This is a genomic window from Aquipseudomonas alcaligenes NBRC 14159, from assembly GCF_000467105.1.
GTDB classification, from domain to species: Bacteria; Pseudomonadota; Gammaproteobacteria; order Pseudomonadales; family Pseudomonadaceae; genus Aquipseudomonas; species Aquipseudomonas alcaligenes.
Window position 1 is genome coordinate 21,118 of sequence record NZ_BATI01000025.1, and the last position, 14,024, is coordinate 35,141.

Consider the following 14,024-nt stretch of genomic DNA (forward strand, 5'->3'; position numbering starts at 1 on the left):
CGCCCTGTCGGCAGCCAAGTATTCGTCGGCAAGCCTGCCGCAGCGGGTGCCCCTTCCTGTCGATTCAGCCCCTCTATCACGCTTATCGGCTGACCAGCCCCGCTGCGCGGAGTTAACATGCCGCCAGCCCGATGAATCGACCGTGAGAAATCCGATGTCCGCCTGGAGTCCCGAAAGCTGGAGAGGCAAGCCCATCCAGCAGCAGCCGCAGTACCCCGATGCCGCCCACCTGGCCCGCGTGGAGCAGACCCTGGCCGGCTATCCGCCACTGGTGTTCGCCGGCGAAGCCCGCGAGCTGCGCCGCCAGTTCGCCGAAGTGACCCAGGGCCGCGCCTTCCTGCTGCAGGGCGGCGACTGCGCCGAGAGCTTCGCCGAGTTCAGCGCGGCGAAGATCCGCGACACCTTCAAGGTGCTACTGCAGATGGCCATCGTCATGACCTTCGCCGCCGGCTGCCCGGTGGTCAAGGTCGGGCGCATGGCCGGCCAGTTCGCCAAACCGCGCTCGGCCAATGACGAGACCCTCGGCGGCGTGACTCTGCCGGCCTACCGCGGCGATATCGTCAATGGCATCGAGTTCGACGCCGCCAGCCGCGTGCCGGACCCGGAGCGCCTGCTGCAGGCCTACCACCAGGCCACCGCCAGCCTCAACCTGCTGCGCGCCTTCGCCCAGGGCGGCTTCGCCGACGTGCACCAGGTGCACCAGTGGAACCTCGACTTCATCGCCAATTCAGCCCTCTCCGAGAAGTACCACCAGCTGGCCACCCGCATCGACGAGACCCTCGCCTTCATGCGCGCGGTCGGCATGGACAGCGCGCCGCAGCTGCGCGAAGTCAGCTTCTTCACCGCCCACGAGGCGCTGCTGCTGGGCTACGAGCAGGCCTTCGTGCGCCAGGACAGCCTCACCGGGCGCTGGTACGACTGCTCCGCGCACATGCTGTGGATCGGCGACCGTACCCGCCAGCTGGACGGCGCCCACGTCGAGTTCATGCGCGGCATCGAGAACCCCATCGGGGTCAAGGTCGGCCCGAGCATGGACCCGGACGAGCTGATCCGCCTGATCGACATCCTCAATCCGGACAACGACCCGGGCCGCCTCAACCTGATCGTACGCATGGGCGCCGACAAGGTCGAGGCGCACTTCCCGCGCCTGCTGCGCAAGGTCAAGGAAGAAGGCCGCCAGGTGCTGTGGAGTTCCGACCCCATGCACGGCAACACCATCAAGGCGTCCAGCGGCTACAAGACCCGCGACTTCGCGCAGATCCTCTCGGAGGTCAAGCAGTTCTTCCAGGTGCACCGCGCCGAGGGTACCGTGGCCGGCGGCATCCATATCGAGATGACCGGGCAGAACGTCACCGAGTGCATCGGCGGCTCGCGGCCGATCACCGAGGCCGGCCTGTCCGACCGCTACCACACGCACTGCGACCCCCGCATGAATGCCGACCAGTCGCTGGAGCTGGCCTTCATGATCGCCGAGACGCTCAAGCAGGCCAGGGCCTGAGCCATGGCGCCGCTTAGCCGGCGCGGGCCTGGAACTTCTTGCGGTAGGCAGCCGGCAGCAGGCCGACGCGCTGCTGGAACAGGCGGCGGAACGAGTTGCTGTCCTCGTAGCCGACCGCGAAGGTAATGCTGTCGAGGCTCATGCGCGTGGTTTCCAGCAGTTGCTTGGCCTTCTCCAGACGCAAGGTCTGCAGATAGGCCAGCGGCGTGTAGCCGGTGGCCTCCTTGAAGCGCCGCTTGAAATTGCGCACGCCGAAACCGAAGCGCCCGGCCAGCTCGTCGATCAGCAGCGGCTGGCCGAAGTGCTCGTCCAGCCAGTTCTGCACCCGCAGGATGTCGGCGTCGCCGTGGCTCTTAGGCATCGACCACAGCACATAGGAAGACTGCTCGCTGCGCACGTTGTCGATCAGCAGGTAGCGGCTGCACAGCTGCGCCAGCTCCAGCGAGGCGAAGCGCCGCACCAGGTGCAGCAGCAGGTCCACCGCCGCGCTGGCGCCGCCACTGCTGATCAGGTGATTGTCCTCGCAGAGGATCTGCCGCTCGTCCAGCAGCGCATCCGGGTAGCGCCGGCGAAACAGCTCGGCAAAGGCCCAGTGCGTGGTGGCACGGGTGCCGCCCAGCAGATCGGCCTCGGCGAGCATGAAGGTGGCAGTACACATCGCCGCCAGCACCGCGCCCTGGGCATGCTGCTGGCGCAGCCAGTCGCGGTAGCGATGAAAGCCGGGCAAGGCCTCGCGCAGGGTGAAGAGAAACCCGGGAATCAGCACCAGATCGGTTCGCGCCACCTGCTCGAGCGCCACCTCGGCCTGCAGCGCCTGGCCGCTCAGCGAAGGCACGGGCAGGCCGTCATGGGACGCCACCACCACCTCGAACAGAGGCTCGCCGGCATCGGCGAACAGGTTGGCGGCGCGCAGTATTTCCAGGGCCATGGTGGCGCTGGCGGCGGAACAGTGGTCGGCGAGCAGAAGGGTCACGTGCATGGCGGGCTTTGCAGATTTCGCATGGATAAAGTCATTTATCCACCTACCTTAACGCAATGCCAGTCCCTAGAGTGCTCCGGCCATCCCGCCAACGGACTTCCTCATGAATCTCTGGTTCCGCCTGCTCCTCATGCTCCTGCGCCGCCCCTGGCGCGAGCCGGCCCACGCCCTGTCGACCACCGTCGTGCGCATGCGCGTGTGGCCGCTGGACCTCGACTTCAATCGCCACGTCACCAACGGGCGCTACTTCACCCTGGCCGACGTCGGCCGCATGGACTACGTGCTGCGCAGCGGCGCCTTCCGCGTCGCCCTGCGCCACCGCGCGCTGCCCATCGTCGGTGACACCTGGGGCAAGTTCCGCCGCGAGCTGAAGCTGTTCGAAGCCTTCGAAATCCACACCCGCATGCTCGGCTGGGACGACAAGTGGAGCTTCGTCGAGCACCGCTTCGTCAGCGGCGGACGCACGGTGGGGGTGATCGTCATTCGCGGGCTGTTCCGCTCCGCAAACGGCACCGTATCGCCCTGCGAGTTCGCCCGCGGCATGGGGCTGGACGAGCGCTCGCCGGATATGCCCGCCTGGCTGCGCGAGTGGTCGGCCAGCTGCGACGACATGAGCGTGCAACTGCGCCAGGAAGAGGGGTTGGGGCTCGCGCCTTAACCCCGCCGATCGGCCATAGCGCGACCCGGGTCACACTCTCGCCAGGGTCGCATCGCCGACAATAGCGCGCTGGCCGGATGCCAACGCGGCTCGGCCCCTTCTATCGCTTCACCTTCAAGGACGATGACCATGAAACTGCAGTTCTCCCTTTCCGCCCTCGCCCTGGCCACCCTGCTCAGCGGCTGCCAGAACATGAGCCCGGACGCGATGCTCAGCACCGGCCTGCAGGCCATGCAGGCCGCCACTCTGAGCGATGCCGAAGTGAAGAGCATGGCCGACGAGGCCTGCATGCAGATGGACTACGAAGCGCCCATCGCCCCGGCAGACAGCGAATACAGCCGGCGCCTGGACAAGATCGCCGCCAACCTCGGCAGCCAGGTCAACGGCACCCCGGTCAACTACAAGGTCTACCTGACCGACGAGGTCAACGCCTGGGCCATGGCCAACGGCTGCGTGCGCGTCTACAGCGGCCTGATGGACCTGATGAACGACAACGAAGTGGAAGGCGTGCTCGGCCACGAGATGGGCCACGTCGCCCTCGGCCACACCAAGAAGGCCATGCAGGCCGCCTATGCCACCTCGGTGGCGCGCGGCGCCGCAGCCTCCTCCGGCAACGGCGCGGTCGCCGCCCTGTCCGCCTCGCAGCTGGGTGACCTGGGCGAGGAACTGGTCAATGCGCAGTTCTCCCAGTCCCAGGAAAGCGATGCCGACGACTTCTCCTTCGACCTGCTGAAGAAGCGCGGCATCCCGCTGCAGGGCCTGGCCAGCGCCTTCGACAAGCTGGCCCAGCTGGGCGGCGGCGACAGCAGCATGTTCGACTCCCACCCGGGCTCGGCCGACCGCGCCGCGCATATCCGCCAGCGCATCGCTGCCGAGCAGTAAGCAATAGAAGGGGCCGCAACAGCGGCCCCTTCTGTTTTCAGGAGCCATTCATGCTCAGACTGCATGCCCTGTCGATCGGCTTTCTGCTGCCATTTGCCTTACAGGCAGCAGCAGTCGATCTGAATGATATTTCCACTCGCTACGAAGACTGTATCCGGACCAATCCGCAAAAACTAAGCGCCGCGGCAGTGTGTGCCGAAGGCGCCTCGGAGTCGGCGAAGAAGGAGATGAACCGCGTCTACCAGCGCCTCTATCTCAAGCTACAGCAGACATCGCAAGAGGATGCTCAGCAACTCGAAAATGCACAGAAGGCCTGGCTCATCTATCGCAACGAGCATTGCGACATGCTGGGCAAGTATGACGGCTCTCCGATGTACACCATCTGCCCAATGAAGCTGAACATCGACAGAGTCGCCGAGCTGCAACTCCTGCTCGACAGTGGCGACCAGGGCTTCTAATCGCACAATCAGCGCTGCGGGAAACAGGCTGAATATCCCGCGGCAAACTCAGCAGTCTGCTCGTCAGCCTTGAGTGACAACCGCATCCGGCGCCGCAAAAGCCTGGCGAAAGCCGAAGGCATGGGCACTGGGACCATGCTCGCGCAGGTGCGCCAGACGCTCGGCTGCCTCTTCCACGCCAGGGCGATGGCCGGCCGGCACCCACCACAGCACCATGTGCGCCTGCTCGGCCTTGTCGAACCACTCGCGACGGCGCTTGAGCATCTCGCTGTGGGCGGACTTGTAGACGTAGTCGCTGAGCGACTGCACATCGCGCCACAGCGACAGATTGACCAGCACCGCCGCACCGAACGGGCGGATCGCGGTGGCGTCGCCGGCCTCGTCCTGCAAGCGCCAGAGATAACCCGGCGAGGCCTCGGCCAGGGCATTGATGCGCTCCAGGTTGGCGACGAAGTCGGCCATGCCGGGCGACTCCAGCGGCTCGCGCAGCATGGCGATATTCAGCTGGGCCAGGTGATAACGGGACATCGGAACTCCTTGTGAGTGAATCTGCACGGCGGTGCGGTGGGCTTCAACGCTTGAACGGATCATCCCAGAATGGCCGTTCGCTCTCCTGCTGCACGTCGGCGCGACTCAAGCCCAGATCCTTGAGCGCCGCATCGTCCAGCATGGCGAGCTGCCGGCGCTGCCTGGCCAACTGATTCCAGCGCTTGAGCCGCAGCCAGAGTGCCTCCATGCCGATGGCCGGCAGCACCCGCGCGAAAGCGACCGAGCGAGCCATTGCATAACCTTTCTGACGTTTCATCATCGCGCCCTCCCTGTGGGTTGGCGCCAGTCTCCATTCGCGCTTAAGATCAATCCAACGAATGTTTCTTATGCGACGCATCTTGGAGATTGATGAATTGGCCCACTACCCCAGCATCGACACCGAACTGCTGCGCAGCTTCGTCGCCATCGCCGACACCGGTGGCTTCACCCGTGCTGCGGAGGCGGTGAACCGCACCCAGTCGGCCATCAGCATGCAGATGAAGCGCCTAGAGGATGACGTAGTGCAGCGCGCGCTGTTCGAGCGTGATGGGCGCCAGGTGCGCCTCACACCCGAGGGCCAGGTGCTGCTGGGCTACGCGCGGCGCATCCTCAAGCTGCATGGCGAGGTGCTCAACACCCTGCGCGAGCCGCACATGGTCGGCGCCGTGCGCATCGGCACGCCGGACGACTACGTGATGCGCTTTCTGCCGGACATCCTCTCGCGTTTCGCCCAGGCCTACCCGCTGGTGCAGGTGGAAGTGCACTGCGAAACATCCGGCCAGCTGCTGCAACGCCAAGACCTGGACCTGACCATCGTCACCCGCGAGCCGGGCAAGGAGATCGGCCAGCTGCTGCGCCAGGAGCGCTTCGTCTGGGCCGAGGCCCAGGGCTTCAGCCCGCACGAGCAGAACCCGATGCCACTGGCGATGTTCAACTCCGGCTGTTTTTGCCGCGCCTGGGCCTGCAATGCGCTGGATACCATCGAGCGCCCCTATCGCATCGCCTACACCAGCCCCAGCCTGTCGGCACTGTTCGCCGTGGTCGGCGCCGGCCTGGCCGTCACCGCACAGCTGCAGAGCCTGATCACCCCGGACATGCGCATTCTCGGCGAGGCCGAGGGGCTGCCCACCCTGCCGATGACCAGCATCGTCCTGTTGCGCCATCCGCAACGCCAGTCACAGGTCATCGACACCCTTGCGGAGCACATCGTCGAGGGCTTCCGCCTGTAGCGCTATTCCAGCGCCAGGAGCAGTGCACAGAGCACCAGGAAGCCGCAGAACAAACCGCGCAGCACCCTCTCCGGCAGGGCATGCGCCAGCTTCACCCCCCAGCTGATGCTGAGCAGCCCGCCCAGGGCCAGCGGGATGCCCATGCTCCAATCGACGTGGTCGTGCACCGCATAGGTCAGCAACGTTACACCGGTGCTGGGCAGCGCCAGCGCCAGGGACAGGCCCTGGGCCACCAGCTGGCTGGTGCCGAACAGGTTGGTCAATACCGGCACCGCTAGCACCGCACCGCCCACGCCGAACAGCCCGCCCAGCGCCCCGGCCGCACCACCCAGCACGCCCAGCCAGGGCCAGGGACGGCGCAGTTCGCTGCTGACCGGCGCGTTGCGCATGAACAGGCGCGCCAGGTTGTAGAGGGCCAGCGCTACCAGGAACGCAACGAACGCCAGGCGCATGCGCTCGGCCTGCAGCTCCACGGCGTAGAGCGATGCCAGCCAGGCGCAAGCGAAGCCGGACGCACTGAGCAGCAGCGCATGCTTGAGCTCGATACGGTTGCGCTGGTGGTAGCGCCACAGCGCCAGCACCACGTTCGGCACCACCATCACCAGCGCAGTGCCCTGTGCCAGCTGCTGGTCCAGGCCGAACAGCACGCCCAGCGCGGGAATCGCCACCAGGCCGCCGCCGATGCCGAACAGCCCGCCGACGGTGCCCATGGCCAACCCCAGCAACAGGTTCAACAACAGATCGATTGGATTCATGCGGTCTCCTCGGGTGACCGGCATGCTACGCAGGGCTGGCTGGCACGGAAACGCACAGCCACGCACAATGGCTTTGCACATTACGCACAGGCAGCCACATGAATCCCGACGCCCTCACCGATCAGTTCGACCTCTACCTGGCCGTGCTGGAGACCGGCAGCTTTTCCGCCGCCGCCCGCCGCCTGCAGCTCACGCCCTCCTCCGTGGCGCGGCGCATCGATGCCCTGGAAAAGGCCATGGGCTGCGTCCTGGTGGCGCGCAATACCCACGCCGTGCGCGCCACCGCGGCCGGCCTGGCGTTCGCCGAACGGGCCCGGCGCATCCTCGCCGAACTGCGCCAGGCACGCGCCGAGGCGGTATCGCTGAGCAGCGCGCCTGAGGGGCTGATCCGCATCGATGCGCCCGCCCCCTTTGGGCGCCGGCACCTGGCCCCGGCCATCGCCGACTTCCTCACCCTCTACCCCGGCCTGGACGTGCAGCTGCGCCTGATCGACAGCTTCGTCGACCTGCACGGCGACCATCTGGGCGAGGTGGATCTGGTGCTGCGCATCGGTCCGCTGGCAGATACCCGCCTGGTCGCCACGCCGCTGGCCTCGATGACCCGCATCCTCTGCGCCAGCCCCGAGTACGTCCGTCGTCGCGGCCTGCTGCGAGACCCGCGCGAACTGCCGCAGCACGACGGCCTGGACTGGGACGCGCTGTCGCCGCCCCACGCCTGGCGCTTCGAAGTCGAGGGTCGCCTGCAACTGCTGCGCCCTGGGCGTCTGAGGATGACCGCCAACAACGCCGAAACCCTGCTGTTCAGCGCCCTGGCCGGCCTCGGCATCGCCCACCTGCCCACCTGGCTGATCAGCGACTACCTGCTACGCGGCGAGTTGCTGCCGCTGCTGTGCGAGGACGGCCTGCCCGCCGCCGAACCCAGCGGCATCTATGCCCTGCGTCTGGCCAGCGACCCCAGCTCGCGCACCCGCCTGCTGCTGGAATTCCTCAAGCAGCGCTTCGGCCCGATACCGCCCTGGGACCTGGCCCTGCAGCGCGGCCTCAAGCGCAGCTGAGGCGTCAGCGCAGAAGCGCCAGCAGCTCGGTGCTACCGGCCACGCTGGCGTATTCGCCCTGCAGGTTCGCCAACGCCATCGCGTGCACATCATCGGCACTGCGCGGGGTGCCGCTATAGTCCACTTTGGCGAAGGCGAAGGTCGCATCCGCCGCCACATGAGTGTCGAACCCCAGGTTGCCGGCCGTGCGCGCGGTAGCTTCGACGGAGTTGTTGGTACTCACCCCCACCAGCACCACCGCATCGATGCCGCGCACGCGCAGCCAGCGCTCCAGGCCGGAGTGAATGAAGGCATCCGGCACGTTCTTTTCCACCACATGCTCGCTATCCAGCGGCTCCAGCGCGCGCAGGAACTCCGCCCCAGGCTGTCCCGGCCAGAACGGTGATCCCGGCGTCCGGGAGATATGCCGGACATGCACCAGCGGCGCCCGCGCCTGCCGCCAGGCCTGCAGCAGCTGAGCGATGACGCGCTCGGCCTGCGGGTTGTTGCGCGTCCCGGCTGAGGGCTCGCAAATACCACGTTGCATATCGATGATGATGAGAACAGGTAGAGCCATCTGAATGCTTTCCTTGCAAAGATTGAGCGCAACGCCCATGCATCAGGCGCGCTGAAGGATGTCGACTTGGCCCGCCACCAGGGCCATGGACTAGGAATATCGGCATCGACAGAAAACACAAGCGCAATGCAGGTCGTCAGGCAAACGGACTGGCGGCGCCGGGGGAGTGCTCAGGCCACAACAGACCATTCCGCCCACGGATAGTGGTAACTGTGACTCTCGTGGACGAAATAGCGCGTGCTGCACTGCCGGCAGCGACAATAGAACTCCGGCTCCCATGGAATATCATCCTTGCGCTCCACTACAACGTAGCCACGCGCCTGCTCTTCTTCGGGCAGGAATTGTTGGGCCGCGCCATAAAGGCTGCACCGGCAGCGCTGTGCAGCTCGACACGCCAGAATCTCAAGCGCCAGGCGCGGAATCTCACGACTGTCCGCAACAGCCGGCCCTTCTGGCAGCGGTAATGCCATCACCGCAGCGCGGATGGTGTCGAGCGAAGCCAGGGGCAGCTTATCGAGCTCAGCCGCGGTCGCTCTGATGATCCACCAACCGGCAGACCATGCGCGGTGATTGTCTCCGCAGCAGAGATTGCTCAAGACGTCATTGGCATCCATGCAAGCCATCCAGATTTAGGGGAGCTCGATACAATTTACAGGCCAATCGCACCGGTAAGCACAGCCGGAACAGCGGCCCGCAGGTATGCCGGACATGCAGAACAACGACATATGCAGGCAATAAAAAGCCCGGTACAGGACCGGGCTTTTTGCGAGGCGGGTGGCCTTAGGCCGACGGCGCCTGGGTACGGCTCTTGTAGGAACCGTCGCGGGTGTCGATCTCGATCCAGTCGTCGATGTTGCAGAAGTCGGCGACTTTCACTTCGGTACCGTTGCGCAGCTTGGCAGGCTTCATGACCTTGCCGGAAGTGTCGCCACGGGCGGAGTTCTCGGTGTAGGTGATCTGGCGAACGATGGTGGTCGGCAGGTCTACGGAGATCACTTTGCCTTCGAAGAACACGGCTTCGCAGATGTCGGTCATGCCTTCTTCGATGAACGGCAGGACGCTTTCCAGGTCTTCGGCGCGCAGTTCGTAGGAGTTGTACTCCGGATCCATGAAGACGTAGTCGTCGCCATTGATGTAGGACAGGGTCACTTCCTTGCGCTCAAGGATGACCGGCTCCATCTTGTCGTCGGCCTTGTAAACGGTCTCGGTCTTGGAGCCGTTGATCAGGTTCTTCAGCTTCATCTTGACGATGGCGCTGTTACGGCCGGACTTGGTGAATTCGGCTTTCTGAATCAGCCACGGATGGCCGTCGATCAGGGCCACACTGTTGGCCTTCATTTCTTGTGCGGTTTTCATACGAATATCCGGATTTGGATGGAGGTACAGATTTCTAAGCCGCGCATGATAGCCAATTTCGGTGAAACTGCACCAGCGCTGCAGCAAGATCAGGACGAGAGGCTTGTTCCTGGCACCAGTGTTCGGCATGTGCAGCCAGCTGCTCACCATGCTCGGCCAACCCCTGCCAGGCCTGCGCCATATCACCTTTGCCGTTCCAGGCGGACCACAGCGCCCTCAATGCGCTGGCGGCCTGATCGGTCAGCGCAGCGCAGTAGCTGTCGAGAAAGGCGTCCAGCTTTTCCCAGTGCGCGCCCTCCTCCTGCTGGTAGATATGCCAGAGCAACGGCCGGCCGGCCCACTGGGCGCGAACGAAGGATTCCTCGCCACGCACGGCATTGAAATCGCAGCACCACAGCAGCCTGTCGTAATCCGCCTGACTGAGGAATGGCAGCAGGTGCACCTGCAAGTTAGCGCGCCGCCAGTGGCCACCGTCCTCGAGCGTGTCCACGCCCAGCCAGCGGCACAGATCAGCCTCGATGCGTCCGCGCGGCACCAGCAGCTGGGTAGGCTCGGCGGCAGCGGCCAGGGCATCCAGCCAGCCAGCCAGCGCGGTGTTCTCGTAGGCGAATAGGGAGATCATCCGCGCACCAGCCCAGGGCACGATGCCGATGCCGGCGAGAAATGCCCGCCGCGCCTCGGCGTCGGCCTGGAAGGCGCGGCGGCGCAGCAACACGTCAGCCTCGCGCAGCAGGCCGCCGGTGCTCTCGGTGAAACCGGGGAAGAAGAAGAACTTGCGCAGCCCACCCGGCTGCGGCGACGGCAGGCCATGGCAGCCGGCCACCCAGTCCTCGGCGCTGAGGTACTCCAGGTTGAGCCACAGCGCCGGGCTCGTCCGCTCGGCCATGGCCGCCACATAGCCCTCGGGCAGGCTACAGGCAAAGGCTTCGATCACCACGTCGGCCACGTCCACTGCGGGGAAATCCGCCGGCCACTGGCGTACCTCGACCCCGTCGATCCGCCACGGCCCCGCGCCGACATCGGCCTGCGGGCACAACCGCCGGAAGGCGCCAGGCTCATCGACCCAGAGACAGACCTCCAGCCCGTACTCCAGCGCCAGCTGCCGGGCCAGGCGCCAGGTCACACCGATGTCGCCGTAGTTGTCCACCACGCAGCAGAAAATGTCCCAGCGAACCGCCATGCCATGCCCTCGTCGATCAGGCCGTCACTTTAACCAAGGTCGGGGCGCGATGCCGCCCTCTCACCTGGACCAGCTCCTGGATCAGTAGAATTTTTTGTGCCTTGGCCTCGACTTTGTTAACCGCTATCCAATGGAGCACGCCCCTTCGATAGCACATGTATCGCTTGCGAAGCCGCCCCCATGGAAATGCCAAGCGCCCCGGCAAGGACGCCCAGGGCCTATTGGCCATAGAGTGCAGCGCCAACACGAGCACGTACCTTAGGGCCGACCAGTACCGGCATGAAACCGCAGCCCCGGAGCTAGCCGGCCGCGCCAGCACCGCCTGACTGGACAGATGCAGGCGCCTTAGATCGCAAGCGCGATACGCCGAGCAGCACCAGCGCCAGCCCTGCTGCCTGGTAGGCAGAAATTGCCTCGCCCAGCAAAAGCCAGGCGACGAAGACGGTGATTACGGGCCCCAGATTGCCGAATGCTGCGGTATGGGGCGCCCCCATGCGCTGAATGGCCAGCGCCATCCAGTAGATCGGCAAAACGGTCGAGATCATCGCCATCAGCAGCGCATAGAACCAGATCTCACCCGGCAGCTCGCCAAGCCTAACCGCCTCGCCGGCGATGCCCTGATGCAACAGCACCATCAGTGCCGAAGCAGCGCCAGCCAGGCCAGCCAGGCGCATCGAGCCGAGGCGCCGCACCATGACACCGGTGCCGAAATAATAGAGGGCATAGGTAACCGCGCTGGCGAACACCCAGGCAGCACCCTGGATGACCTGCGCATTACCACCCGTTGCGCTCAAATCATTCAGAAAGGCAATACCCAGCCCCAGATAGCACAGCCCAATTGCCGATAGCGTGCGCAGCCCCGGCCTTTCACGCAGGATCACTGTCTGCAGGAGCAGCACCAGCGTCGGGTAGCTGAACAGAATCAGTCGCTCCAGACCGGCGCTGATCAACTCCAGACCGTAGAAATCGAACAAGCTGGAAAGGTAATAGCCGAGCATTCCTAGGACCAGCACACGCACCCCGTCCCCCAGACCGAGCGTCATGCCGCCCTCGCCGCGGCTTAGCCACAGCAACCAGACGAACAGCGGTAGCGCCAGCCCCATACGCATGGCCAGCAGGGTGAGCGCATCCACAGGGCCGGCCGCATAGGCCAGCTTGACGAAGATGGCCTTGAGGCTGAATCCGGCCGCCGATAGCACGGCGTAGAAACGACCATCGTCGAGAACGCGCTGGTAGAGATTCATGGGGCACTCTGCAATCAACGAAGGCTTTATTCTGATCAGAACGCTATAAAGCTAGAATCGGTATTTTCCGAAAGCACCCTTCCACAAAGGAGAACACCAGGTGCACTTCGAGCTTGTCGACCTGCGCTTGCTGGATGCCATCGCCGCCACCGGTAGCCTGAGCAAGGCTGCCGCGACCTTCCCCGTCGCGGTGTCCGCCGCCAGCACCCGCCTGCGTCAGCTGGAGCAGCGCTGTGGACTGGAACTGTTCGTCCGCCGGGCCGACGGCATGAGCCTGACACCCAACGGCCGCCTGGTTCTGGAACGAGCCCGTGCGGTGCTTGCCGAAGCACAGAAGCTGAGCGACGGCTTGTGCGAACTCGCCGGTTTGCGCCGCATCACGCTGCGGCTTTCCGCCACCACGGTAGCCAACAGCACGTTCCTGCCCGCCACGCTCGGCGCCTTCCTGGCCGACTACCCGGAGGTGGACCTGCAGCTGGTGGAGGAAAAGAGCAGCGAAGTGCTGCGCGCGGTACAGGCAGGCGAGAGCGAGATCGGGGTATATGACGGCAACCTGCCGACCACAGGGCTGGTCTCCCTGCCCTTTCGCGACGACAAGCTGGTGATGCTGGTCTACACCGACCATCCGCTGGCCGCGCGCCAGCACACTCGCCTGCGCGATGCCCTCGGCTTTCCGTTCATCTGCCTGCCCGCCGGGCGCGCCATGCAACGCTTCGTCGAGGAAATGGCCAGTCGCTATGCCATGCCCCTGCAGGTGCGGGTAAGAGCACCGAGCTTCGACGCTATCGCCCAACTGGTCGCCCAGCGCGCCGGCATCGCCCTGCTTCCCGAAGCCGCCGCCATACGCTTTGCCCAGGAACTGCCGGTACGCCTGGTCAGCCTGGAAGACACCTGGGCCACCCGCGAACTGCGCCTGTGCATCCGCAGCTGGGACCAGCTACCCGCGCACGCCCACCAGTTGGTCGAGTTTCTGTCGCAGCGCTGAGACACAGGATCTAAGCGATACGCAGCTGCCTGCAGCACGCCCGAACGTCTCACTACGTGCTTGTCCGGCACAGTGATTTCGACGCTACCTACATATGGCGTAGCTGGGCACTAGATGCGCCAGGGGCCTTGCCAAATCCAAGCGTTTTAGAGAGTTTTTGTGGCCGCTCCTATTCCCCCCTCTCCAACGTTAGATTTCAGTTTTGTAATTCTGAGGTCATCCTCGCGTTAGCTTCATCTTCGTAAGTTCTACGCATCTTCACAGATGCTCGCGAAATAGATCAATCAAACTGGTAGAGGCCTAACTTATGAAAATCGCAAATATTGCACTTCTTGGAATTCTCGCTCTTGGCACTACGACCCCGGCACTTGCGGAAGATGGTTTCGACCGCGCTTTAAAAGCAGCAAGTGAGTTCAAGCAGACTCAAGAAAGAATTCACGGGAAAGATAACCAGGCTACTCAAGTAGCAAGCCAGAAAAGCGCAACCACTGACAAAGGTAACGCAGAGAGTAATCATGCAACCAAGGAATGCTGACTTTTCACCCTACCGAGTCAACCTCTAAAGCCCGGTGAGCTCCTTTGCAAAGAGGTTTACATTATGCGCCCTCCCCCGGGGCGCATTTTTTGATACACCCGCAGAATTGAGCCGACTCCTCTGCGG

17 protein-coding genes are annotated in these 14,024 nt (G+C 64.6%); 8 read left to right on the plus strand and 9 right to left on the minus strand.

Features of this window, described 5'->3' with window-relative positions:
* Window positions 1–154 precede the first annotated feature (154 nt).
* Window positions 155–1,498 (plus strand): class II 3-deoxy-7-phosphoheptulonate synthase, encoded by a 1,344-nt coding sequence (locus PA6_RS14195; RefSeq protein ID WP_021701625.1) that lies wholly within the window; start codon window positions 155–157, stop codon window positions 1,496–1,498.
* Window positions 1,499–1,511: 13 nt separating this feature from the next.
* On the opposite strand, the gene PA6_RS14200 is transcribed toward PA6_RS14195, so the two are convergent.
* Window positions 1,512–2,477 (minus strand): GlxA family transcriptional regulator, encoded by a 966-nt coding sequence (locus PA6_RS14200; protein WP_021701626.1) that lies wholly within the window; start codon window positions 2,475–2,477, stop codon window positions 1,512–1,514.
* A 103-nt stretch (window positions 2,478–2,580) separates the two neighbouring features.
* Between PA6_RS14200 and PA6_RS14205 the strand changes: the two genes are divergently transcribed.
* The 3 genes from PA6_RS14205 to PA6_RS14215 all read left to right on the plus strand — a co-directional run bounded on the left by PA6_RS14205 (window position 2,581) and on the right by PA6_RS14215 (window position 4,475).
* Window positions 2,581–3,135 (plus strand): thioesterase family protein, encoded by a 555-nt coding sequence (locus PA6_RS14205; protein ID WP_021701627.1) that lies wholly within the window; start codon window positions 2,581–2,583, stop codon window positions 3,133–3,135.
* Window positions 3,136–3,264: 129 nt separating this feature from the next.
* Entirely contained in the window at window positions 3,265–4,017 is a 753-nt protein-coding gene (gene loiP / locus PA6_RS14210; protein WP_021701628.1) for a metalloprotease LoiP, read from the plus strand.
* 50 nt (window positions 4,018–4,067) lie between these two features.
* Complete coding sequence (locus tag PA6_RS14215) at window positions 4,068–4,475, plus strand: lysozyme inhibitor LprI family protein (RefSeq protein ID WP_021701629.1); 408 nt, start codon at window positions 4,068–4,070, stop codon at window positions 4,473–4,475.
* A gap of 63 nt (window positions 4,476–4,538) precedes the next feature.
* Here PA6_RS14215 and PA6_RS14220 read toward each other — a convergent pair whose 3' ends face one another.
* Together PA6_RS14220 and PA6_RS14225 are read right to left on the minus strand one after the other, a co-directional pair.
* Window positions 4,539–5,003, minus strand: a complete 465-nt coding sequence (locus PA6_RS14220) for a DUF3291 domain-containing protein (protein WP_021701630.1) — start codon at window positions 5,001–5,003, stop codon at window positions 4,539–4,541.
* Between the two features lie 43 nt (window positions 5,004–5,046).
* The gene (locus PA6_RS14225; RefSeq protein ID WP_021701631.1) at window positions 5,047–5,283 is read right to left on the minus strand and encodes a DUF1127 domain-containing protein; all 237 of its coding nucleotides are present in this window, start codon (window positions 5,281–5,283) and stop codon (window positions 5,047–5,049) included.
* Between the two features lie 94 nt (window positions 5,284–5,377).
* Here PA6_RS14225 and PA6_RS14230 point away from each other — a divergent pair, with 94 nt between their 5' ends.
* Window positions 5,378–6,232 (plus strand): LysR family transcriptional regulator, encoded by an 855-nt coding sequence (locus PA6_RS14230; RefSeq protein ID WP_043216735.1) that lies wholly within the window; start codon window positions 5,378–5,380, stop codon window positions 6,230–6,232.
* Window positions 6,233–6,234: 2 nt separating this feature from the next.
* On the opposite strand, the gene PA6_RS14235 is transcribed toward PA6_RS14230, so the two are convergent.
* Window positions 6,235–6,987, minus strand: a complete 753-nt coding sequence (locus PA6_RS14235) for a sulfite exporter TauE/SafE family protein (RefSeq protein ID WP_021701633.1) — start codon at window positions 6,985–6,987, stop codon at window positions 6,235–6,237.
* 98 nt (window positions 6,988–7,085) lie between these two features.
* Between PA6_RS14235 and PA6_RS14240 the strand changes: the two genes are divergently transcribed.
* Window positions 7,086–8,042 carry a LysR family transcriptional regulator gene (locus PA6_RS14240; protein ID WP_021701634.1) on the plus strand — a complete coding sequence of 319 codons (957 nt, stop codon included), beginning with the start codon at window positions 7,086–7,088 and terminating at the stop codon, window positions 8,040–8,042.
* 4 nt (window positions 8,043–8,046) lie between these two features.
* Here the strand turns inward: PA6_RS14240 and PA6_RS14245 are convergent, their stop codons facing one another.
* The 5 genes from PA6_RS14245 to PA6_RS14265 all read right to left on the minus strand — a co-directional run bounded on the left by PA6_RS14245 (window position 8,047) and on the right by PA6_RS14265 (window position 12,378).
* Window positions 8,047–8,598: a cysteine hydrolase family protein gene (locus tag PA6_RS14245; RefSeq protein ID WP_043216733.1), complete on the minus strand. Its 552-nt coding sequence runs from the start codon at window positions 8,596–8,598 to the stop codon at window positions 8,047–8,049.
* Window positions 8,599–8,768: 170 nt separating this feature from the next.
* Window positions 8,769–9,212 (minus strand): hypothetical protein, encoded by a 444-nt coding sequence (locus PA6_RS14250; protein ID WP_021701636.1) that lies wholly within the window; start codon window positions 9,210–9,212, stop codon window positions 8,769–8,771.
* A 166-nt stretch (window positions 9,213–9,378) separates the two neighbouring features.
* Complete coding sequence (gene efp / locus PA6_RS14255) at window positions 9,379–9,954, minus strand: elongation factor P (RefSeq protein ID WP_021701637.1); 576 nt, start codon at window positions 9,952–9,954, stop codon at window positions 9,379–9,381.
* 34 nt (window positions 9,955–9,988) lie between these two features.
* The gene (earP, locus tag PA6_RS14260; RefSeq protein WP_021701638.1) at window positions 9,989–11,134 is read right to left on the minus strand and encodes an elongation factor P maturation arginine rhamnosyltransferase EarP; all 1,146 of its coding nucleotides are present in this window, start codon (window positions 11,132–11,134) and stop codon (window positions 9,989–9,991) included.
* Window positions 11,135–11,433: 299 nt separating this feature from the next.
* Complete coding sequence (locus PA6_RS14265) at window positions 11,434–12,378, minus strand: DMT family transporter (RefSeq protein ID WP_021701639.1); 945 nt, start codon at window positions 12,376–12,378, stop codon at window positions 11,434–11,436.
* A 100-nt stretch (window positions 12,379–12,478) separates the two neighbouring features.
* Between PA6_RS14265 and PA6_RS14270 the strand changes: the two genes are divergently transcribed.
* Window positions 12,479–13,363 carry a LysR family transcriptional regulator gene (locus tag PA6_RS14270; RefSeq protein WP_021701640.1) on the plus strand — a complete coding sequence of 295 codons (885 nt, stop codon included), beginning with the start codon at window positions 12,479–12,481 and terminating at the stop codon, window positions 13,361–13,363.
* Between the two features lie 307 nt (window positions 13,364–13,670).
* Window positions 13,671–13,898, plus strand: a complete 228-nt coding sequence (locus tag PA6_RS23430) for a hypothetical protein (RefSeq protein ID WP_021701641.1) — start codon at window positions 13,671–13,673, stop codon at window positions 13,896–13,898.
* Window positions 13,899–14,024: the final 126 nt, after the last annotated feature.

Bases quoted from the DNA above. Each gene is read 5' to 3' on its own strand.
- PA6_RS14195 (WP_021701625.1), top strand. From the start codon at position 155: ATGTCCGCCTGGAGTCCCGAAAGCTGGAGAGGCAAGCCCATCCAGCAG.
- PA6_RS14200 (WP_021701626.1), bottom strand. From the start codon at position 2,477: ATGCACGTGACCCTTCTGCTCGCCGACCACTGTTCCGCCGCCAGCGCC.
- PA6_RS14205 (WP_021701627.1), top strand. From the start codon at position 2,581: ATGAATCTCTGGTTCCGCCTGCTCCTCATGCTCCTGCGCCGCCCCTGG.
- loiP (WP_021701628.1), top strand. From the start codon at position 3,265: ATGAAACTGCAGTTCTCCCTTTCCGCCCTCGCCCTGGCCACCCTGCTC.
- PA6_RS14215 (WP_021701629.1), top strand. From the start codon at position 4,068: ATGCTCAGACTGCATGCCCTGTCGATCGGCTTTCTGCTGCCATTTGCC.
- PA6_RS14220 (WP_021701630.1), bottom strand. From the start codon at position 5,003: ATGTCCCGTTATCACCTGGCCCAGCTGAATATCGCCATGCTGCGCGAG.
- PA6_RS14225 (WP_021701631.1), bottom strand. From the start codon at position 5,283: ATGATGAAACGTCAGAAAGGTTATGCAATGGCTCGCTCGGTCGCTTTC.
- PA6_RS14235 (WP_021701633.1), bottom strand. From the start codon at position 6,987: ATGAATCCAATCGATCTGTTGTTGAACCTGTTGCTGGGGTTGGCCATG.
- PA6_RS14240 (WP_021701634.1), top strand. From the start codon at position 7,086: ATGAATCCCGACGCCCTCACCGATCAGTTCGACCTCTACCTGGCCGTG.
- PA6_RS14245 (WP_043216733.1), bottom strand. From the start codon at position 8,598: ATGGCTCTACCTGTTCTCATCATCATCGATATGCAACGTGGTATTTGC.
- PA6_RS14250 (WP_021701636.1), bottom strand. From the start codon at position 9,212: ATGGATGCCAATGACGTCTTGAGCAATCTCTGCTGCGGAGACAATCAC.
- efp (WP_021701637.1), bottom strand. From the start codon at position 9,954: ATGAAAACCGCACAAGAAATGAAGGCCAACAGTGTGGCCCTGATCGAC.
- earP (WP_021701638.1), bottom strand. From the start codon at position 11,134: ATGGCGGTTCGCTGGGACATTTTCTGCTGCGTGGTGGACAACTACGGC.
- PA6_RS14265 (WP_021701639.1), bottom strand. From the start codon at position 12,378: ATGAATCTCTACCAGCGCGTTCTCGACGATGGTCGTTTCTACGCCGTG.
- PA6_RS23430 (WP_021701641.1), top strand. From the start codon at position 13,671: ATGAAAATCGCAAATATTGCACTTCTTGGAATTCTCGCTCTTGGCACT.